Source organism: Flavobacterium micromati (assembly GCF_900129585.1).
GTDB lineage: Bacteria > Bacteroidota > Bacteroidia > Flavobacteriales > Flavobacteriaceae > Flavobacterium > Flavobacterium micromati.
The window spans coordinates 31,698-53,732 of record NZ_FQWF01000003.1 but is presented as its reverse complement, the minus strand read 5'-3'; the positions used below and the strand labels follow the sequence as shown (position 1 = coordinate 53,732).

Below are 22,035 nucleotides of genomic sequence, written 5' to 3'. Positions count from 1 at the left end.
ATCATATCCACAATTCTTATTTTTTTTAAGAATTAAATGATCGTTTTAAAAGTTTATTTCAGTAGCAAATAAAGCGTTTCAAGAATTAGTTTGTCTACTAATCATTATTTTAATCTGATCGCGTAGGCTTAGAAATAATTAATATTATGTTCAAGTTATTTGTAAAAATGACAAGTATTTTTGTTTTTACTTTATTCAAAAACACATCAATTATTAAAGAGCTCTAATCTACCGCGCGACATAAGAAAGCATCTAAATAAAATTCTATAATACTTGATTATCAATTAAATAAAAATAATTAGTCTTGATAATTTTTAAAATTTATAAGATAGAAATACCTTCAACTATTAGCGGAACAATTCTAAAAATCGTTTTTACTACCATTTTTGTGTATTTATAACCTACCTTTGTAAAATACCATTTTGTATTCAACGATTAATCTATGCTTTTTTTTCAAGCATTTAATCCACAATTTAGAGTTCTTATTTTAGATTAATTTTCTAAATACAGCTCCCTTTTTTTGCAGCATTCTGCATCTTCGCCTTCGGAAAAATTCCATTTACAGGCTAATAAATAATCGAAAATTAATAAAATGCACATAATAGATTATGTAATCTTTGTTGTATATATGTTAGCCATGCTTGGAGTTGGCATATATTTTTTTAACAAAAATAAAACTGCTGAAGATTTTTACGTTAGTGGTAGAAATATGAGTAGCTGGCACATTGGTCTATCCGTTGTGGCTACTGATGTTGGAGGCGGATTTTCAATTGGACTTGGCGGACTTGGTTTTACGATGGGAATTTCTGGTTCTTGGATGTTATTTACCGGGCTGCTGGGCGCGTGGTTAAGTGCAGTTTTTCTAATTCCTAAGGTAAGCTCGCTTGGGCATAAATACAAGTTTTTTACTTTTCCTCAGATCTTTGGTCACTTTTATAATGCTAAAGTGGCTTTGCTTGCGGGGATCATTTCGGCTATTGGATATGTAGGTTTTACTAGCTCTCAAGTTTTGGCTGGAGCCAAATTAGCGTCGGCAACAATAGATGGACTTGACTTACAAACCGCTCTTATTGTCATGGGACTTATTGCGGTAATTTACACCTCAATTGGCGGATTAAAAGCGGTGATTTACACCGATACAATACAGTGGCTAATACTTATTTGCGGGCTAGTTTTTATAGGAATTCCTATTGCATACACTGCAGTGGGAGGTTACGATGCGATTAAAGCTACTCTAGCGCCTGAGTATTTATCGTTAACCAATGTAAAATGGTATCAATTATTAAACTGGTCAGTAACCATTATACCTATATGGTTTGTTGGGATGACATTATACCAAAGAATCTATGCCAGTAAAGGCGAAAAAGAAGCCAAAAAAGCATGGCTAATTGCTGGTGTTTTCGAATGGCCTATAATGGCGTTTATGGGTGTAATTCTAGGAATGCTTGCAAAAGTTGCCGCAACTAAAGGAATGTTTGATGGCATTACTGATGCTGCTACAATGGACAGCGAGATGGGATTACCTATTTTATTAGCTACTATTCTTCCTATTGGATTGATGGGATTAATGCTTTCCTCCTATTTCTCAGCAATTCTCTCCACTGCCGATAGTTGCCTAATGGCGGCATCTGGAAATATTGTAACTGATATCATATCCAAATTTTCTAAAAAAGAACTAAGTCATAAAAAGGAACTTCAACTTTCACAAATCGTGACGCTATTAGTTGGTTTTTTTGCAATCCTACTTGCTTCGCAAATGCAAAACGTACTCGAATTGATGCTTTACTCCTATGCTTTTATGGTATCAGGATTATTTATTCCAGTTATAGGAGCTTTATTTTGGAAAAAAAGTCATCCCATTGCTGCCTTTTGGAGTATGCTTTGCGGAGGCACAACCACCATAATCCTCATTATTGCTGATAATAAGCTACCTTTAGGTATAGAACTACCTGAAAATCTGGATGCAAACATTTATGGAATTAGCATTTCACTAATTTTATTTGTAACAATATCTCTTTATTACAACAACAAAAAAGAAAATCAAAATGGAATTCAAACAAATTAATGATACCACTGGAGAAGATAAAATATACACCAATCAAATTCTCGCTCTTTTTCTATATGCCCATTTAGAACAATACGGTGATACAGTTGCCGACATTACAAAATGTATGGATTACGTAATGAATCCGGCCAAAGGCGGAAATATTATAGTCGGAATTGACGAGCAAAAAATTGTAGGTGTCGTAATTCTAAACAATACTGGTATGAAAGACTTCATTCCTGAAAATATCTTAGTTTACATAGCCGTGGATAGCAGCCATCGTGGAAAAGGGTACGGAAAACAATTGATGGAAAAAGCGATTTCTATTGCTGAGGGGAATATTGCTTTACATGTAGAACCTGATAATCCGGCAAAGAAATTATATGAAAAACTAGGTTTTACCAATAAATACTTAGAAATGCGTCTGATAAAATAGACCTCCATGGAAAAATTAAATAAGCTAATTGAATTGCGGAAAGAACTACATAAATATCCCGAAGTTTCTGGTAACGAAATTGAAACGGGAAAACGCATAAAATCTTTTCTCAAAAATTATCCTCCAGATAAACTGATTTCTGATTTAGGATCGACCGGTTTTGCCGCTATTTATAAAGGGAAAAATCCAGGAAAAACGGTATTGTTTCGTTGTGAGCTTGACGCTTTACCTATCGAAGAAATCAATATATTTGAGCATAGATCTATAAATAAGGGTGTTTCTCATAAATGCGGTCATGATGGACATACCACTATATTATGCGGTTTGGCAACTGAATTGTATAAAAATAAGCCTGAGACAGGAAGTGTAATTTTGCTATTTCAACCTGCAGAAGAAGATGGATCCGGCGCTGAAAAAGTTTTCTCAGACCCCAATTTTAAAGTTTTACAATCTGATTATGTTTTTGCACTTCATAACTTACCTGGATATTTGATAAATCAAATTGTAGTAAAAAATGACACTTTTACATGTGCTGTTAATAGCCTAATTATACATTTAGAAGGTAAAACGGCTCATGCGGGAGAACCTGAAAAGGGAAAAAATCCCACATTAGCGATAGCAGAAATCATAACGGAATTCAATACTCTTATTCAAGCTGATATTTCACAAGAAAACTTTTGTTTGATCACTCCTATTTATATCAAAATGGGCACGAAAGCTTACGGAGTATCTGCAGGCGCGGGCGAAATTCATTACACAGTTCGAAGTGATAGCAATTTACAAATGCAAGCTATTGAAATTGCTTTAGAAAATTTAGCACAGTCAACAGCTAGTAAGCATAATTTGAAATGTGAAACGAGTTGGATTCAAAATTTTAAAGCCAATTCTAATAATGACAAAGCAGTAGAAATCGTTAGAAAAGTAGCAAAAATGAATCATTTCGAGCTGCTTGAGAAGGAAAAACCATTTACTTGGGGAGAAGATTTTGGCTTGTTCACACAGAATTATCCTGGTGCTATGTTTGGATTGGGTTCTGGATTAGATACTCCCGCATTGCATAATCCTGATTATGATTTTCCTGATGATATTATTGCAACAGGCGTCGCTATGTTTTACCAAATCAGTAAAGAAATTACAAATGCATACTAATTCAATTATTGAGCTAAATCGCTCAGCGTATCAAAATAATATTGATTTTATCAAGAAAATCTTTGGTAAGAAAGTAACTTTTTCGTCGGTTGTAAAAGGAAATGCTTATGGACATGGCGTAGTGGAATTTGTTAGTATGGCCTTTGATTGCGGTGTGAATCATTTCTCCGTTTTTGACGTGCAAGAAGCAAAAGAAATTAAGAAAACACTGCAAGATCAAGCGACAATATTAGTGATGGGATTGGTGCAAGATGAGGATATGGAATGGGTTATTAAAAACAATGTAGAATTTTTTGTTTTCGATAAAAGTCGTTTAAAGGAAGCTGTAAAAACAGCTAAAAAATTAGCTTTGAAAGCCATCATACATATTGAAGTTGAGACTGGAATGAATAGGACAGGCTTTGACAGAAATGAAATAAACAGAGTCATTTCTACCATAAAAAAGGAGACTAATTATATAAATTTTAAAGGACTTTGCACGCATTACGCTGGCGCGGAAAGCATATCAAATCATTATCGAGTCGATAAACAGATTCACAATTTTGAGGAAATTTATCAGCAATTCTGTAAAAATAATTTAAAGCCTGAAATAAGGCATTCCGCTTGTTCTGCAGCATCAATAATGTATTCACAAACCAGAATGGATTTAGTTCGTATCGGAATTATGCAATATGGTTTATGGCCAAGTCCAGCGGTTTTTGTAACTTATTTACATTCGAAAAAAAACAAAATTGATCCTTTGCAACGTGTTATTAGTTGGAAAAGTAGCATAATGAGTATCAAAAATGTAAACACAGGAGATTTTATAGGTTACGGAACTAGTTTTATGGCTAAGCGAAAGATGACAATTGCAACGGTTCCCATTGGCTACAGCCATGGCTATAGCAGGTCTTTAAGCAATCAAGGTCGGGTTCTTATTCACGGACAACGTTGCGTTGTAATAGGATCCGTAAATATGAATATGATGACCGTTGATGTTACTGATATTAACTTGGCAAAGAAACATGATGAAGTTGTTTTAATAGGAACTCAAGATCAGCTCTCAGTTACTGTTGCCTCTTTTAGTGATTTTAGTAACCAACTCAATTACGAATTATTAACGCGAATTTCTACGGCAATTCCACGAAAAATTATAGAATAATGGCCTTTATAAAATTATACAGAAAAAAACTTGAAGAAAATTATGCTTTTCTAGACAACATATTTAAGTCCAGAAACATTCAATGGGGAGTAGTTTCTAAATTGCTTTGTGGCAATAAAATATATATCAAAGAAATTATTGCTTTAGGCGTGCGGGAAATTCACGATTCTAGAGTGAGTAATCTTAAAAAAGTAAAAGCGCTGGATCCAGATATTCAAACCGTTTACATAAAACCTCCTGCAAAACGTAGTATTGAAAGTATTGTGAAATATGCAGACATCAGTTTTAATACTGAAATTTATACGATACAGTTATTATCAGACGAGGCAGTTAAACAAAACAAGATTCATAAAGTCATCATTATGATTGAAATGGGCGATCTTCGTGAAGGTGTAATGGGCGAAGAATTAATTGCTTTTTACGGTACTATTTTAAAAATGCCTAACATAGAAATTTCAGGTATTGGTACTAATTTAAACTGCCTGAGTGGTGTTATGCCAACGCAAGACAAACTGATTCAGTTGAGTTTGTACAAGCAATTAATTGAAGCGAAATTTAATATTAGTATTCCGTTCGTTTCCGGTGGTACATCAGTTGCGGTTCCGTTAATTCTGAAAAACGCACGCCCTATGGCTGTAAATCATTTTAGAATAGGTGAAGCACTCTTTTTTGGTAAAGATTTATTTACTGGAGATACAATTGAGGGAATGCATAATGATGTTTTTAAATTATATGCTGAAATCATTGAAATTACTGAAAAACCAAATACACCAACGGGCGAATTAGGCGAGAATGTAGCTGGAAATTCGTTTTCAATGAATGATGTAACCGATCTAGGAATTACATCACTACGAGCTATACTGGACATTGGTTTACTAGACATGCAACCGCAATATCTCGAGTCGGATGACGCGGATATTACCATTGTTGACGCCAGTTCTGACATGCTTGTCATTGATATCTCGAACTCGAAGAAAACGTATAAAATTGGAGATTTAGTGGCTTTTAAAATAAGATATATGGGTGCTTTGTATCTTCTAAATTCAGATTATATTGAGAAGACTATCGAGTAAACAGGAGTTTTTGAAAAGGTAATTGCTTTTGTAATATATCAATTTAAAATCCAAACCATTTTTTTAAACCATTAAGAAATGAAGCAAAATTAAGCATTGCCAAAACTTAATGGACTTAATGGTTTTACACAGTTGAATAACTTAGTTATTGTAACTTTTATTTTAATCTAATTAGAGTTTCACGATAGCTAATAACTTCAACCTCAAAAGAAAATTGCACTAAATTTCACAAATAAATTTGTGGAAATTAGTGCAATTTTTGTAAAACATAAAACGTACGTAGATATCGCTATTCTCCTTTTTTGAATCGATCAATTCCTTCTCTTAACCACGCTTTGTATTCGTTAATGTTTGAGTTGTAACTTTCAGGTTTGTTTGACAACATTGTGCCGTCAGTATCTAAAACAATGTAATACGGTTGCGCATTAGCTTTGAATTTGGTTATCTGGAAATCGCTCCATTTATTTCCGATGCTAATTATTTCCTTACCTGTTTCTTTAGAAATGTACTGTTCATTTTTAGGCAAATCCTTTTTATCATCTACATACAACGAAATTAAAACAATTTCGTCTTGTAATATTTTTAAAACAGCAGGATCTGACCAAACATAGTCTTCCATTTTCCGACAATTCACACACGCATATCCTGTGAAGTCTAGTAATATAGGTTTATTTATAGATTTGGCATAAGCCACACCTTTATCATAATCTTTAAAAGCGATCAAATCATGTGGTCCTAAGTGCGCACCCGCTGGTAAAACTTGAGCTGTTGCATTCGAACCTCCTTTTGAATTCCCAACTCCATACGGACTTTCGCTATAGGTCATTGGTGGCGGAAAACCAGAAATTACTTTTAATGGCGCTCCCCAAAGTCCCGGAATTAAATATATAGTAAACGCTAAAACAACTAATCCAAATAATAATCGACCAACAGAAATATGAGTTATAGGACTATCATGTGGTAGCGTGATTTTTCCAAATAAGTATAATGCTAATGTTCCAAAAATTGCAATCCAAATGGCCAAGAAAACTTCTCTTTCTAAGAAATGCAATTGTAAAACCAGATCAGCATTTGATAAAAATTTGAATGCCAAAGCCAATTCTAAAAATCCTAAAACTACTTTAACGGTATTCAACCATCCACCTGATTTAGGCAATGAATTTAGCCAACCTGGGAACATGGCAAACAACATAAAAGGTAAGGCTAATGCCAATGAAAATCCGAACATACCTACAACTGGCGCGATTCCTCCTTTAGAAGCGGCTTCTACTAAAAGTGTTCCAACGATAGGTCCAGTACATGAAAATGATACGATTGCCAACGCTAAAGCCATAAATAAAATACCAATTATTCCGCCTCTATCGGCTTGGCTATCTACTTTATTGGCCCACGAATTTGGTAACATGATTTCAAAAGCACCTAAAAACGAAGCTGCAAAAGTCACTAAAATAATAAAGAAAATAATATTGAACCAAACATTAGTAGACAACGCATTCAGCGCATCAGCACCAAAAATCCAAGTCACCAAAAGTCCTAAAACAACATAAATAAATATGATCGAAACGCCATAAATAATAGCATTGCTAATTCCTTTAGCTTTTGTTTTACTTTGTTTTGTAAAAAAACTAACGGTCATAGGAATCATTGGAAATACGCAAGGCGTTAGCAATGCTGCAAATCCAGAAAGGAATGCAATAAAGAAAATCGACCACAACCCTCTTTGCTCTGTAGGTTTAGAATCAGCAACAGCAACTTCTTTTTGAGTGGGTTTTGTTTCTTTAGTTTCGTTTACATTTGCGACAGCAGTATCTACCAAAGCCGCATCAACGGGAATCACATCAGCAATTGTTGGGCTAGTAACTGCACTAGTGGCCGTGATTGCTGGTACTTTGAAAGTAAAATTTTTCTCAACATTGATACAAACCTCTTTACAAACTTGATAATTGAAATCGACTTTAATTTCCGTAAGCTTAGGATTTGTTATTACAATTTCTTGTCGGATTTGGGCTTTCTTCTCAAAAAATGTTTCATTGACCTCAAATACATCATTAAAGGCGGTTCTGGTTTTACTTTCTTTGGCTTTTCCAACTAAGTTAAAGTTCCCTTTTTGATTTTTGAAAGCAATTTCTAAAGGTAACGGACCGCCGTCTGGAGTGAATTGTGAATATAAATGCCAGTCGTTTTCAATAACTGCATCAAATACTAAAACGTAATTCGTTTCTGATTTTTTTTCGATTTTGCTTGTCCATTTTGCGGGATCTAAAATTTGGGAATTTACATTGGCAAAAGCCAAAAAAGCGATCAGTATAAATAATAATTTCTTCATTCTTCTAATTCTATTTTAAGTATATTTTGAGTTGTGTTTTCAATTTTAAATCGTTCATCTTGCCGAATACCAATTACCCAAACAATGGATTTATTAGAACACAAAAGCCACGTATTTTCTTTGTCTAACAAAGATAATTTTTCATCTTTAAAAAGCTTACTAATCTTTTTTGATTTTCCATTCATGCCAAAAGGTTGAAATTGATCTCCCTCTTCCCAATGACGTAAAACCAATGGATATTGCAATTTATTTGAATCGACAAAGATAGTTTTATTTGATACCGAACTTAGCGTAGCTGCTTTATGAAATGCTAGTTTTAAGGGAATCTTAACTTCTTTTTGATCTTTTTCTATAAAATATTCTTGTTTTTCTTTTTCAAGATCCAAAGGAACTACTATTAAAAAATCTCGATCTTTAAGTAATCGATATTCCGCTGAGAAAACCTGTTTTCCGGATTGACTTTGAACCAAATCATAAATATCGTCCCAGGCCGTAAACCCAAATTCATTCAGCCACTGGTATAAATACGATTTGTAATTTGGTAATTTTTTTAACTGTTTTATGTCAAATTTAATGCTTTCCTCCTCTTGACTAGCCACTTGTTGGTAAATCATTATTGTAGCATCCTCTACCATTGAAGCCGCTTCTTGCAAATATCGCTGTGTTTTTTGAAACGAAGTTTGAAAATTTGGATTAAGTTCTTTAAACATTGGTAATAAATGATGCCTAATTTGATTTCGCAAGTATTTATCAGAAGCATTGCTGCTATCTTCACGCCAGTGAACAGCGTTTAATTCAGCATACTTTTCTATTTCTTGTTGGCTTAAAGCCAAAAGCGGACGCATTACCCTCTCGTTTTGTGCTGGAATTCCAGTCAACCCATCTAAACCAGTACCACGTGACAGGTTAATAAGAAAAGTTTCTAGATTATCATCCGCGTGATGAGCCGTTAAGATGTAGTCGTATTTTTCTGTTTCGAGTAATTCATAAAACCAGTTGTAGCGCAACTCTCGAGCAGCAACTTGAGTAGAAAGTTTATAATCCTCAGCAAAAGCTTTTGCATCAAATTGTGTGATAAATACGGGAACATCTTTTGCTGCAGCATAATCCTGAACAAAATTTTGATCATCAAAACTTTCGAGTCCACGCAATTGAAAATTACAATGTGCAATCGCTATTTTATAGTTTAATTGCAGAAATAAATGAACCATAACCATGCTATCAATTCCTCCGCTGGTAGCAAGAAGTAACTTCTTTCCATTTAAAAACGGGAAATTATGAAGTAAATGATTTTGAAATTTTTCTAGCATTGCCAAATTTAATTAATTCATTTTGATTTAAGCCACGACTTGCGATATGAAACTCAACAATTATCTTCAATCATATCTCGCAGGTTTGAAGTAATACCGATGATAATTATGAAAAAGTCTATTACATACACATTACATTTTTTAAACCATTAAGCTCATTAAGTTAATTAAGATTTCTGTTAATTAAAATAAACGGTCATTAATAATAGCACATCAAATTAAAATATGTAATAATTTGCCTTTATTTTTTTATCAAATAGCTACGCTAAATCTCCCAATACTTCTCGCATTGCTTTCGCTTTTAGTAAGCACTCTTCATACTCTTTCTCTGGAATCGAAAGCGAAGTAATTGCACTTCCCACTGAAAACGAAACGTATTTTTGCTCCTGATTATACAAAATGCTACGAATAACAACGTTGAAATCAAAGTCGCCATCAGGTGTGAAATAACCAACCGCTCCACTATACAACCCCCGTTTTGTTTCCTCTAGTTCTTCAATTATTTTCATCGCCGCGATTTTTGGTGCGCCAGTCATACTTCCCATTGGAAAAGTAGTTTTGATAACATCAACAGCAGCATATTGACTATCTTGTTTTGATGTAATTGTCGTGATCATTTGGTGCACTTGTAAAAACGAATAAACGCCGCATAATTCAGTTACTTCAACGCTTCCTTTTTGTGCTGTTTTTGATAAATCATTGCGCACTAGATCTGTGATCATGATGTTTTCAGAGCGTTCTTTTGGATCTGAAGCCAATTGATTTTTAGAGTTTTGATCCTCAAGCGGATCTGCAAATCGTTTAGCGGTACCCTTAATTGGTTGCGAAATTATACGCTCTCCGTCTTTTCTTAAATACCGCTCAGGAGTTGCTGACAGTAAAAAGTGTTTATTATTCTTAAAAAAAGTAGCAAATGGCGGTTGCGAAATCTCGTTTAGTAAACTGAATTTTCCGAAAGGATTTATAGTTGCATTTTCTGCAAAAAATTCCAGACAAAAATTAAGTTCATAAATATCGCCTCGATGAATGTGTTCTAGTGCTTTTGACACTTTACTGATATAATCTTTCTTAGAAATGCGCTGCTGAATGATCAGTTTTTCTTCCTTGCTATTTGCTAAATCAGAAATTTGCTCTATTTCTTCAAAATCAGCTTCTACCTCATCGTCACAGAAATTGAGATACTTAATTTCAAGTTGATTTCCCTTGAATAAAAATAATTTTTTAGGCTGAAAAAAGAATAAATCGGGAAAATCAAGTCCGTCAAAATTTTTAGAAAATAATGACTCAGTATTGTTTTTTAGATCATAAGATAAATAACCAAAAAGCCAATCTTTACTGGTTTGCTGATACTGTTTTAAATCTTCAAAGGCATTGTGAAAATCGGTTTTTATAGAAGTGAATGCATCTACGGCAACAACGCAGTCGTAACTGGAATAAACCTGTGGATAGTCATTACTGTCTAAATATATGATTTCGCGAAACTGTTGTGACCAATATAAAAGCTGTTTTTTAAACAGTTTAGGGTTATCAACCAACTTGTAAATAGAAGTTCTCAAAAAAGTGTTTGTATTTAAAATTCAAAATTACAATAAAAAACAAACCTTCAAAAATTGATTTCACTAATTAACGCTATTTATTTTGCAAATAATTAAATTAATTCTTGCAGACTAGTTTTGATGCAAAACGAAATCCTCGCGATCAATATTTACCGAATCAATTACTTCTTTCAATAACTGTATGCTTTTCAATTTGTCCTTATGATTAAAAATAGGACTTGTAACCATTAATTCGTCAACTTGGGTATAATCGATAAATTGTTCCAGCTCTGCTTCCACCTTACTTTTACTCCCTACAAATGAACAAGCAGTCATTTGGTTTACATGAAAATGCTCTTGTTCGTTCATTATTCCGTCTAGCGAGTCAAGTGGTGGTTGTAACGCTTTTCGATCATTCCTAATTAAATTTAAAAACATTTGAGTTAGACTTGTTGCCAATTTCTCGGCTTCTTCATCAGTATTAGCGAGAATGGCATTTACGCAAGCCATCGTTTTAGGTTTATCTAAATATTTTGATGGTTCAAAATTATCTCTGTAATATTCAAAAGCTTGGTACATTTGCTTTGGTGCAAAATGTCCCGCGAAAGCGTATGCTAATCCATTGGCTGCAGCCAAAGCCGCACTATCCATACTTGAACCAAGAATCCAAATAGGAACATTCGTCCCTTCGGCAGGAAAAGCTCGTACACTTGAAGCAGCGTTATCGATGGAGAAAAACTTCTGAAGTGCCGCGACGTTTTGCGGGAAACGCTGAGACTGCTCGTAAAAATCTTTACGAATCGCTTGAGCGGTTAATCCATCGGTTCCTGGCGCTCTACCGAGACCTAAATCAATGCGATTGGGGTACAAAATTTCGAGAGTTCCAAACTGCTCCGCAACGATTAACGGAGCATGATTGGGCAGCATGATTCCACCAGAACCTACTCGAATAGATGAAGTTTGGCTTGCAATATAACCAATTAGAATCACCGTTGCAGTACTAGCCACGTGAGCCATATTGTGATGTTCAGCCAGCCAAAATCTCTTGTAGCCTAAACTATCAGCAAGTTGCGCTAATTCTTTTGTTTTTTGAAAAGTTTCTTGTGCATTGCTATCTTGGGAAATCACCGCTAACTCTAATATCGAAATGGGAATATTTTTTTTGATCATAATCATTGTCATAGTTTACACAAAATTACGTTTTTTGAGTCGGTGGTAGAATTATGTGATGTTAAGAGATTTGTAATGTTTGAGAAGCAAAAAAGTACAGAAACGTACTGTGCACATCAAAAAAAAACCTGCAACTAAACGTGCAGGCTTAAACTTGTATATGAAAAAGAACTATTTCCCATCAACAAAATCTTGTAAATAACTAAATCGCGGCGTCAGTTTTCCTTTTTCAGTAATTTTAGCTCGGTGCAAAATTCCGTCTTTGTCATTATTAAAAAATGCCGGAACTACATGTTCTAAAAACATTTCTCCAAAACCATCACTGGCATCTTTTGGTAATTCACAGGGTAAATTATCAACTGCCATCACGACAATTGCGGCCGGATGAAAAACATCCACTTCCCTATTTTCGTCCGGAAGGTAGCCGTATAAAGGCTCTGCAATAGTTGATGATCGCAACGTACTAGCGATAGGACCATTGACATCGCAGGAAATATCAGCCACCACTTTTATTTTGCAATCATTAGCTTTTAGCATTTCTTGAGTCAAAATTGCTGGCGCGTCATTGCCATAAAAATGGCCGGTGATATAAATGTCAGTTACCTTAGTAAATTTTTCAAAATCAGAAACGTATTCTTTTGGATTTTGATAGAAATCTGTAAAATCTAATGTCTGTCCGTCTTTACGTTTATTGTATTCTAAAACATCAATTTGAGTATAAACAGCCTGAGCGTAATTTTTTGTCAAATAATTCTCAGCAGAAACTTCTTTTATTTTTATTGCATCTAAAACTTCTTTAGCACCATTACCCACTTTTCCTGTTCCTGTAATGACAAATTTTAAAGGTGGTAAAACTAATCGTTTCAGGTGACTAATTAATGCATCTTTTCCAGAAAGCGTATCTGCTTTTGGTAATTTAAACATTTCAAATTTTATCCCAAAAGCCCGAATTCCGTTGTATGCTCCTACGATTCCAGCATATCTCCCAAAACCTATCAACCTGCGGTTTTCAGTGTCTACAAGTGTTTCGTAATCGTATAAATCGATATTCTTTTCTAGGATTGCCTGCAATAATTTTCTGTTGTAAGGTTGTTTCTTTATTGTATGCGAAAAAAAGAAATAGGACTTGTTAGGAATTAAATTTTCGACAGGCACTTCTTTTACGCCAAAGAAAAAATCAGAGTCGCTAATATCATTTGTGACTTCAATTCCAAGATTTTGATATTGGGAATCTTCAAAAATCCTAATCTCAGAATGCTCTACTTTGACAGAGACATTTTTGTATTTTTGTTTCAATATTGTTAATTCATTAGGTGAAAAAACAACTCTTCTATCAGGTGGATTTTTGCGTTCTTTTAAGATTCCAAATTTCATAAGTATAACGGACTTTAAATTATTAAATAGTGACTCTATGATAGTGATTTGTTACACTTACAACAGTTTTCACTTAATTGATTTTTTCTAAAATTATTCCATTTATATTAATCTACTGTACAGTGAAGTCCAATACATTAAAAAAATTTACATTACAGCACAATAATAAAATAGTGTTAAGGTTTAAAAAACGGCTATTGAAAAGGCTTTGATTCTATATATTTGCCTTTCTAGCACTACAGTAATGATATTTATAAAAAAAGCAAAGATACTACATATATTTCTCGTCCTTATCATTTTGAGTTCCTGCGCCAAGGAGAAAAAAAAAGTTGAATTATCAGACAGTGAACTTCCAAAGAGTATTTTACCCAAAATGAAGCCTTTAGGTAAATTGGAAACTAAACTTACTACCTCGTACATCAATTTAAAAAAACAAGAAATTGAATCCTTTTATAATAAAAATTGGTCTAATAATAGTTTAAATGGTAGTTTTTTAGTCGCTCAACACGGTCAAATCATTTATGAAAAGTATGAAGGCTATGCTAATTTTAGAGACAAAACTTTAATTACAAAATCCACTCCTATCCATCTTGCATCAGTTAGTAAGGTTTTAACAGCAACTGCGATTTTAAAATTAATAAATGCAAAAAGAATAGCATTAGATCAAAAAGTGAATACAATATTAAAGGATTTCCCATATCCAGATATTACGGTTCAAACTTTATTAAATCATAGAAGCGGCATGAGAAATTATGCCTACTTTACTGATCGAGATAAATCGGTTTGGGACAGGCATAATATACTTTCCAATCAGGATATTTTGACAATTATGGCTACTAAAAATATTAGATTAGAGTACAAAACCGATACTCATTTTAGTTACTGTAACACAAATTATGCAATGCTGGCGCTAATCATTGAAAAAGTAACCAAGCTGCCGTATGAAAAGGCGATGGATCAAATGATTTTTAAGCCACTTGGCATGAAAAATACTTATGTTTTTAATTATGAAAGAGATAAAGATTCGGCTGTAACATCATATAAAGGGAATAAAGTAGAAATAGGCAAAGATTATTTAGATGCGGTTTATGGCGATAAGAACATTTATTCGACGCCGCGAGATTTTTTGAAATTTGACCGCGCCAGAAATAGCCCTAATTTTTTAAGTCCAAAACTGAACGCGCTTATTTACAAACCTTATAGCAATGAGCGTAAAGGAACAAAAAATTACGGACTAGGAATACGCATGATAAACTTTGAAGATGGACAAAATTTTTATTTTCACAACGGTTGGTGGCATGGAAATACCTCATCGTACATTACACTTCAGAAAGAAGGGGTCACAATTATTGCCCTTTCTAACAAGTTTTCCCGAAAAACATATGATGTACGAAAATTGGCATCATTATTTGGAAATTATCCATTTCGAATTAAAGACAATTAGAAAAAAATAGAAGTGTAACTACTAGAAATTTTACAACAGAAATTAAAGTTTTATCAGTATATTTGCAAACTCAAAATTCAAGTTTAAATTTTGAAATTAAAAGGGGTCGACTGGTTTTGACAGCAAGTCGAATTGATCAGTAAGCACGTCGAGCATTGAGACCTTGCTCGTAAATATAAGATCTTATCATTTTACACGGCGAAAATAACTACGCTTTAGCTGCATAATCCGAATTATAGTAAGATTAAGCCACGTTCCTATCAGATAGGAAAGCTGGATTCTCCTTGAAAGCCTTGGTTTGTGGCAGTCAATTTAGGGGAACCGTAAAAATAAACCTAGATTTCCATGAGCTTCGGGTGGATTTCGAAATTAAGAAGATAAGTAGCGTGTGGCTGTTTCTGGCCTAGCACACTATCGAAAATCTAATCAGGAAATAAACGTGTAGAAAGCTTTTTAGTTGCTTGTTTGGACCCGAGTTCGATTCTCGGCGACTCCACAAAATGCCAAATGACGCCATTGCAAGACAATTGGCGTCATTTTTTTTTCTATATCGTACGAAAATTTAGTAAGTTTTAAATTAAAAACCTCCGTATCATTAGTGAAAAAGATTTTACAAATAGTAACCAAGGTATTAATATTCTCTATTTAAGCTCAGACAGACCCTAACAATGTTACAAACGAGTGTAAAACAGCCGTTTATCATTTATTTCTAGTTGTACAATCTTCCCCAATTATTTTATCTTCAAGATCTAAATAAATCAAAATTACCTCTATAATTAGTTTCTAAATTAATTTTACCTTTTCAAAACCAATTTTACCCCAAAAGCAAATAACAAAATATCTTGGCGTTAAAATTGATTTTACCCCTTGTTTGATAATAAAAACTAAATTTATTTTTATCAAATTAAATTTACCCAAAAAACAGAAAGTAAATGAAAAAAATAGGGTATAATAAATGGCGTAAAGAAAAACTACATATTCAGGGATTTCCATTAACTCATGAATCATATATTGGAACAGCTGATTAGGTTCAACAAATGCGGTTGTACGAACATTTAAATCGAAATATGCTGTAAAAACTAACCATCCAATAACTTATTTAGAATTCGCTCTCAAATATCACGATTTTAAACTCGCATTTAGATAGGAAATTTTTACCTCTGTTGGACACCAAACTATACTTCTTTCCATCAAAGAAAATCCAAATAGAAAATTTTTTGAACATTAAATTACCTCAAGTTAAAAAAATGTATTAATTATTAAGTAGTTATTGCTTAGAAGGAAACTTACTGGTCTTTGTTTAATCATATTCCTGAATTTATATTTCCTTTTATTCAAATATTAATTCACTCTTTTTTATAATCAACTTCTTAATTGCCGCCAAAAACTTTGTGTCTATTATTTTCTAATTAATATAATTCTTTTTATAATCAATTCAATGCGACTGCCAATAAAATCGCTACGTAATGACAAACAGCAGCCGCGAGTACAAAAAAATGCCAGACAGCATGGTTGTACCGGTATTTCTTCCATAAGTAAAAAACAACACCCACTAAGTAAAGTCCGCAGCCAATTAGAATCATAGTCAGGATATTAGAGGGAATACTTTCAAAGAAAGTACGTCCGCCCACAATCATAATAAAACCCATTGCTATATAAATTAGAGTAGAAAAGATCTTCCATTTTCCAGTGAAAAAAATCTTAAAAATGATTCCCACTGCCGTTAGACTCCACAAAACCGCTAGCAACGTAATACCAAAAGAAATTGGCATATACATAAGTAAAAACGGCGTGTAAGTACCTGCTATTAGAAAAAAAATACTGATGTGATCAAGAATTTCGAGTGTGCGTTTTGCCTGAGCATGCTGAATTCCGTGGTACAATGTAGAAAAAGTAAAAAGTTGTAAAAAACAAAACCCATAAATCGCAGCACCAATAATACCATTAGTATTATCACTTTTAATGGCAAATGCTATCAGGATAGGAATACTTACAATACCAAAAATAATTCCAAAACCATGAACGATGCTGTTAACGAGTTCTTGTCTAATTTGTATATTTGAATACTGAGTTCGCATGGAATTGAGTTAGAAAGGCTTAATGTTGTTGCCGTTTTTATAAAAATACTGAAATCTATGCCGATGTTAGTTTGATTAACATTATAATTTAAAATTTCCTTACCATCGCTTCTACTTTACAAAGGCCTTCACCTTGCGATAGCTTCTAAAAAATTATTATTTATTATTGTTTTATAGATCTGTTGTTTTTTCGTGAAATAAATATATTTCCTTTTTGAAAAACATTAAAGGACCCGAACGACATTAAAAGAAAATTCAATAGTGAAATAATCCGTCTTGTGCCCTTATCTCTATTGTCTTAAAACTTGAATTAAAAAAAACTATGGTAATTGAAATTGATAATAGTAGCTATATGAGAACCGAAACAGTAAACCTGTTTTTTTTCAAGATATGGCAAGAAAGTTATTAGAATACTATTTAAATAAATCTTCTATTCAAAAACAAATTCGTCAAAATTTAATAAAGTAAAAATTTAATTATTTTACTAGTCGGCTGAAAATCGTTAGGTTTTGAGAAAGGATTTTATAGAAAACAACGAGCGATTTCGCACATAAGCAAGACTTCAATTGATTACTTTTAGCTATTTTACAAGATCCTCTTTTTTTTAAAATCAAACAATAATTGAAAGTACTTTTAAAAGGTAATTCAAATTGATTTTTATATTTTTCCAAAATACATTGCCTTAACAATCCCGTCAGAAAGTCCAATTTTTGGCACATAGATATTTCGTGCGCCACTCCATTTCATTGCATTAAGATAAATACGTGTTGCGGGAATAATAACATCGGCTCTGTCAGGATTCAGACCTAATTCGGCTACTCTTTGCTCGTATGATAATGAGTTCAAGAATACATACTGCGAATTGACATAAATATAGGAAAGAGGCTTTTCTTGAGTTTTCCCAGACATTTTAAATAGCTTGTTAATATTACCGCCAGATCCTATAAGTGTAACTTCATCATATTGACTAGTATTGTTTTTTATCCATTTTTCGATTTCGTCCCACACTACATCACACACCATATTATTAAGTAAACGTACGGTTCCTGCCTTAAAAGATCTTGAATTTATCATTTTTCCATTCGAAAAAAGCGTGAATTCGGTACTTCCACCACCCACATCTACAAAGAGATAGGTTTGATCTGTTTTTAGTAAATGGTGTAAATCTGTAGAGGCAATTATTGCAGCTTCTTTCTTGCCATCTATTATTTCTATTTTTATATCTGCTTTCTCCTGAATTAAATCCACCACTTCTTTGCCATTGTAAGCTTCGCGCATAGCCGAAGTTGCAAATGCCATATACCGTTCTATTTTATGAACTTTCATCAGTAAATTAAATGCTTTCATTGCGTCAGTCATTCGCTCTATATTCTCTTCTGAAATTTCGCCTACCGTAAAAGCATCTTGACCAAGCCTGATAGGAACTCGAACCAATGAACTTTTATTGAATTGTGGTTCTTTACCTTCTTGCTCGACAATATTAACAATTAATAATCGCATTGCATTAGAACCTATATCTATAGCAGCATATCTTTTTATTTTAATCATTTTCCTTTATTTAATTGTAATTACTGATAATTAAGTTAAAATTTTCAGTAGAAATTTTCATCAACACTTGACATCCATTATTCATTTCTTTCCAAAGAAGAAGTAAGTTTATTTTGATAATACTTATAAGTTTCAAATTGTGCTCTAAAAATTGCGTTGTGATTTCGAGGCTTATATTTATTATCCAATTTATAAGAGTGCAAGCGCACTTTTACATTTCCACGCCAACCAATATCGAAATTGTCAATCAATTCTTTTTTAATAGCTTGATCATAAATAGGGCACGTTACTTCAACACGCCCATCAATATTACGAGTCATAAAATCAGCTGACGAAATATAAACCTCAGTTTGCCCTGCGTTTCCAAAGATGTAAATTCTTGAATGTTCTAAATAATTGTCAACAATACTTATCGCTTCTATATTTTCACTCATGTCTGGAATACCCGGTATAAGCGAACAAATTCCTCTAACTTGCAATTTAATTTTTACACCAGCTTTACTTGCTTCGTACAATTTATCAATCATTTCAAAATCAGATAAGCTATTCATTTTAAGATTTATGTACGTTTTTCTGCCGGCTAGCGCATGCGTAATTTCTCTATCAATCAATTTTGTAAATCGCGTTCTAAAGTAATGTGGAGAAACAATGAGATGCTTGTATCGATGAACCCTGTAATTGACATTAAAAAAATCAAATATCTTTACAATATCTTTTAGAATTTGTTGATGACTCGTAAAAAGAGTAACATCGGTGTAAATCTTTGCAGTAGATTCGTTGAAATTACCAGTCGAAATAAATCCGTAGCGTTTTATTTTATCATTTTCAGTTCTTTCAATAACGCAAATTTTGCTGTGAACTTTTAAGCCTTTTATTCCAAAGATTAGTTCAATACCTTCTAATTGCATTTGTTCAGCATAAGATATGTTAGACGCTTCATCAAAACTTGCTTGCAACTCAATTTGGACCGTTACTTTCTTACCGTTTTTTGCTGCATTAATTAAAGAACTAACAATTTGGGAGTTTTTTGCCAACCTATAAAGTGTAATTTTTATCGAAATTACCTTTGGATCTAAAGCTGCTTCCCGCAGAAATTTTGTGAGATATGAAAAAGTTTGGTATGGAGCATTAAGCAAATAGTCTTTTTCACTAATGCGCTCCAGAATACTACCTTCAAGACTTAAACCTGGAATGGGCAACGGATCATTAGTTTTATATAAAAGATCGTTTCTGCCTAAGTTGGGGAAGTTCATGTAATCCCTCCTGTTATGGTATCTTCCACCAGGAATAATACTATCAGTGGATACAATGCCCATTTTGTCAAGAAAAAAAAGTAAGGTATCTTCCTCTATCAATTGATCATAAATAAAACGCACTGGTTCACCTATTCGACGGTCCTTTACACTCAACGAAATTTTTTCGATCATGCTTTTACTTAAATCGCTATCAATATCAAGTTGTGCATCTCTTGTAATTTTTATCATGTGTGCCGAAATGCTACGATAATCAAAAATATTGAAAATATTACTCAAGTTATGTCTTATAACATCATCTAGTAATATGACAAACTGCTTTTCATCCACAGATGGAAGAACGACAAAACGATTAATTGTTTTAGGAATTTCTACAACCGCATACCGAATTTCAGCTTTGGCATTCATTACTAATTTAACAGCTAGATATCCCGAAGTATCGCGAAGTAATGGAAACTCTGCCAGATCATTTAAGATGATAGTAACAAGTTCTGGACTTACTTTTTGGATAAAAAAATCTTTTAAAAAAATTTCCTGTTCTATTGTAATATCAGCTTCGGTGATAATAAAAATATTTTTAGCCTCAAGTTCATTTTCGATATTATTTAATATTCGCAAGCTTTCAGATTGCTGCTGAATAACAATATCAGTGATGTCTTTTACTAATTGCTGGGCGGATATTCCTCCTAAATATTTTTGACCGCTAAAACCGCTAAGACTTAATCTTCTAATTACTGCAAACCTAACTCTAAAAAACTCATCTAAATTATTAGAAAAAATACCTAAAAAACGAAGTCTTTCTAATAAAGGAACAGAATCGTCAGCGGCTTCCTGAAGCACTCTGGCATTAAACGCCAACCAACTTTTTTCTCTATCAATATATTTATAATCTATAATTTTATTCATCTTAAATTTTTGGGGAATACCATCTTTATAATTTTACCATCATTTATCTTGTTCCAATCATCAGTGTCAAAAGTAATATTGACAAAGCCAGCTGTGGGGAGATTTTCTATTTTTTTATCGCCAAATGTATTAACAAAATTAGTAACAGCTCCGTTGTGGCAAAAAAGAAAAACAGTTTCAAACATGTTGCTTAATGATTTTATCAATTTTTCTAATTTTTTTTCATCAAACGTATAAAGATCGTTATTGTAAATGATACTTTCAACAGGATATGCTAAATTTTGAGCAAAAATTAACGCTGTGTCGATGGTTCTTTTAGCTGGACTGCTCATCATAATAAATGTTTTTGGAATTAATGTTTTAATGTGAGTGGACACATTGTGAGCATCATTTACTCCTTGAGATGTTAATCCGCGATCTTTGTCTTGCATAGGGACTTCCCAACTTGACTTGGCATGTCGTATCAAAATTAAATTTTTCATAATGTAAATGAAATTAAGAATCATAAAATAAAATAGATTACAATTTACAAAACAATTTCGAAAGAGCAGTTTTGTTTTTTATTTATTACGAGCGACTAAACAATATTTCGTATTTCATTACAATCATGATGACTTGCTCAACCTGATAAATTTCAATTCTTTTTAATAGTAAATTCAAAACATAAATGATATTAATAATCAATTAGTGCTTGATTTTATGATTATAAAAAAAAAGGTGCATCAATCCCTTTTTATTTACTGTTAACATAAATAAAAAATATAAAAAGAAACTCTGTATTGTAAAAGAAACCAACGGCAGTAAAAGTCTTTAAAAAAAATTATCTTTTTTTTGCAAATCAGTCATTTACATATAAAAACCCATTCTTACCCCGTCATCGTGATGCAAAATATAAATTTTACCGTATTAGTGTAAAAATCAAAATTTTTTACGAAAATCATAAATTATATTATTTTAACATTATCTTTTCATTTATTTGGTAAGTTATCTATGTCATTTAACGAGTAATTTGGTTAGTTGAGGGAAAAAAAATATAAATCTCTTTTTGTTTTTATCTTTGCTGTCAAAGCAGCGATAAAATAGCAGCATGGCAAGATTTTTTATAAAACAATAAATACAATTTGTAGATTTCTGCAACGACCAACAACTCTTACGATTGTGTAATAAAGCCAAATAATAATACCTAAACTTTAATAGAGAAGATATAAATACATTAATAGAGTCCAAATCTAAGAACTGTTAAAAATT

At 32.9% G+C, this 22,035-nt stretch carries 15 protein-coding genes and 1 other RNA gene; 7 read left to right on the top strand and 9 right to left on the bottom strand.

The genetic code is table 11. From position 1 onward, the window contains the following. The first annotated feature begins 592 nt into the window (after positions 1-592). From BUB42_RS04030 to BUB42_RS04010, 5 genes are read left to right on the top strand one after another with little or no spacing between them, the layout of a single operon-like run. Positions 593-2,065 carry a sodium:solute symporter family protein gene (locus BUB42_RS04030; protein WP_073017468.1) on the top strand — a complete coding sequence of 491 codons (1,473 nt, stop codon included), beginning with the start codon at positions 593-595 and terminating at the stop codon, positions 2,063-2,065. Then, positions 2,046-2,480 (top strand): GNAT family N-acetyltransferase, encoded by a 435-nt coding sequence (locus BUB42_RS04025; RefSeq protein ID WP_073017466.1) that lies wholly within the window; start codon positions 2,046-2,048, stop codon positions 2,478-2,480. Before BUB42_RS04030 ends, BUB42_RS04025 begins: the two co-directional genes overlap by 20 nt. 6 nt (positions 2,481-2,486) lie before the next feature. Further along, positions 2,487-3,629 carry an amidohydrolase gene (locus BUB42_RS04020; RefSeq protein ID WP_073017464.1) on the top strand — a complete coding sequence of 381 codons (1,143 nt, stop codon included), beginning with the start codon at positions 2,487-2,489 and terminating at the stop codon, positions 3,627-3,629. Then, a complete protein-coding gene (alr, locus tag BUB42_RS04015) occupies positions 3,619-4,770 on the top strand; it encodes an alanine racemase (protein ID WP_073017462.1) in 1,152 nt (383 codons plus the stop codon). Before BUB42_RS04020 ends, alr begins: the two co-directional genes overlap by 11 nt. Beyond that, on the top strand, positions 4,770-5,843 hold the full coding sequence (locus BUB42_RS04010) for an alanine/ornithine racemase family PLP-dependent enzyme (protein WP_073017460.1): 1,074 nt from the start codon (positions 4,770-4,772) through the stop codon (positions 5,841-5,843). The genes alr and BUB42_RS04010 overlap by 1 nt, the downstream gene beginning before the upstream one ends. A gap of 289 nt (positions 5,844-6,132) precedes the next feature. On the opposite strand, the gene BUB42_RS04005 is transcribed toward BUB42_RS04010, so the two are convergent. The 5 genes from BUB42_RS04005 to BUB42_RS03985 form a co-directional block, all read right to left on the bottom strand. Beyond that, positions 6,133-8,169: a protein-disulfide reductase DsbD family protein gene (locus BUB42_RS04005; protein ID WP_073017458.1), complete on the bottom strand. Its 2,037-nt coding sequence runs from the start codon at positions 8,167-8,169 to the stop codon at positions 6,133-6,135. After that, positions 8,166-9,479, bottom strand: a complete 1,314-nt coding sequence (gene tilS, locus BUB42_RS04000) for a tRNA lysidine(34) synthetase TilS (protein WP_073017456.1) — start codon at positions 9,477-9,479, stop codon at positions 8,166-8,168. Before tilS ends, BUB42_RS04005 begins: the two co-directional genes overlap by 4 nt. Before the next feature lie 260 nt (positions 9,480-9,739). Beyond that, positions 9,740-11,035 carry an anthranilate synthase component I family protein gene (locus BUB42_RS03995; protein WP_073017454.1) on the bottom strand — a complete coding sequence of 432 codons (1,296 nt, stop codon included), beginning with the start codon at positions 11,033-11,035 and terminating at the stop codon, positions 9,740-9,742. A gap of 111 nt (positions 11,036-11,146) precedes the next feature. Next, positions 11,147-12,181 carry an LLM class flavin-dependent oxidoreductase gene (locus BUB42_RS03990; RefSeq protein WP_073017843.1) on the bottom strand — a complete coding sequence of 345 codons (1,035 nt, stop codon included), beginning with the start codon at positions 12,179-12,181 and terminating at the stop codon, positions 11,147-11,149. 174 nt (positions 12,182-12,355) lie between these two features. Then, positions 12,356-13,558: an NAD(P)-dependent oxidoreductase gene (locus BUB42_RS03985; protein ID WP_073017452.1), complete on the bottom strand. Its 1,203-nt coding sequence runs from the start codon at positions 13,556-13,558 to the stop codon at positions 12,356-12,358. Between the two features lie 244 nt (positions 13,559-13,802). Here BUB42_RS03985 and BUB42_RS03980 point away from each other — a divergent pair, with 244 nt between their 5' ends. Continuing rightward, positions 13,803-15,002 (top strand): serine hydrolase domain-containing protein, encoded by a 1,200-nt coding sequence (locus BUB42_RS03980; protein ID WP_073017450.1) that lies wholly within the window; start codon positions 13,803-13,805, stop codon positions 15,000-15,002. 102 nt (positions 15,003-15,104) lie between these two features. Beyond that, positions 15,105-15,501: a transfer-messenger RNA gene (gene ssrA / locus BUB42_RS03975) on the top strand. 931 nt (positions 15,502-16,432) lie between these two features. Here the strand turns inward: ssrA and trhA are convergent. From trhA to BUB42_RS03950, 4 genes are all read right to left on the bottom strand, one after another. After that, positions 16,433-17,080 (bottom strand): PAQR family membrane homeostasis protein TrhA, encoded by a 648-nt coding sequence (gene trhA, locus BUB42_RS03965; RefSeq protein WP_073017436.1) that lies wholly within the window; start codon positions 17,078-17,080, stop codon positions 16,433-16,435. Positions 17,081-17,737: 657 nt separating this feature from the next. Continuing rightward, on the bottom strand, positions 17,738-18,628 hold the full coding sequence (locus BUB42_RS03960) for a Ppx/GppA phosphatase family protein (protein WP_073017434.1): 891 nt from the start codon (positions 18,626-18,628) through the stop codon (positions 17,738-17,740). 77 nt (positions 18,629-18,705) lie between these two features. Then, positions 18,706-20,787 carry a polyphosphate kinase 1 gene (gene ppk1, locus BUB42_RS03955; RefSeq protein ID WP_139257283.1) on the bottom strand — a complete coding sequence of 694 codons (2,082 nt, stop codon included), beginning with the start codon at positions 20,785-20,787 and terminating at the stop codon, positions 18,706-18,708. Continuing rightward, positions 20,784-21,269: a SixA phosphatase family protein gene (locus tag BUB42_RS03950; RefSeq protein ID WP_073017841.1), complete on the bottom strand. Its 486-nt coding sequence runs from the start codon at positions 21,267-21,269 to the stop codon at positions 20,784-20,786. Before BUB42_RS03950 ends, ppk1 begins: the two co-directional genes overlap by 4 nt. Between the last annotated feature and the right edge of the window lie 766 nt (positions 21,270-22,035).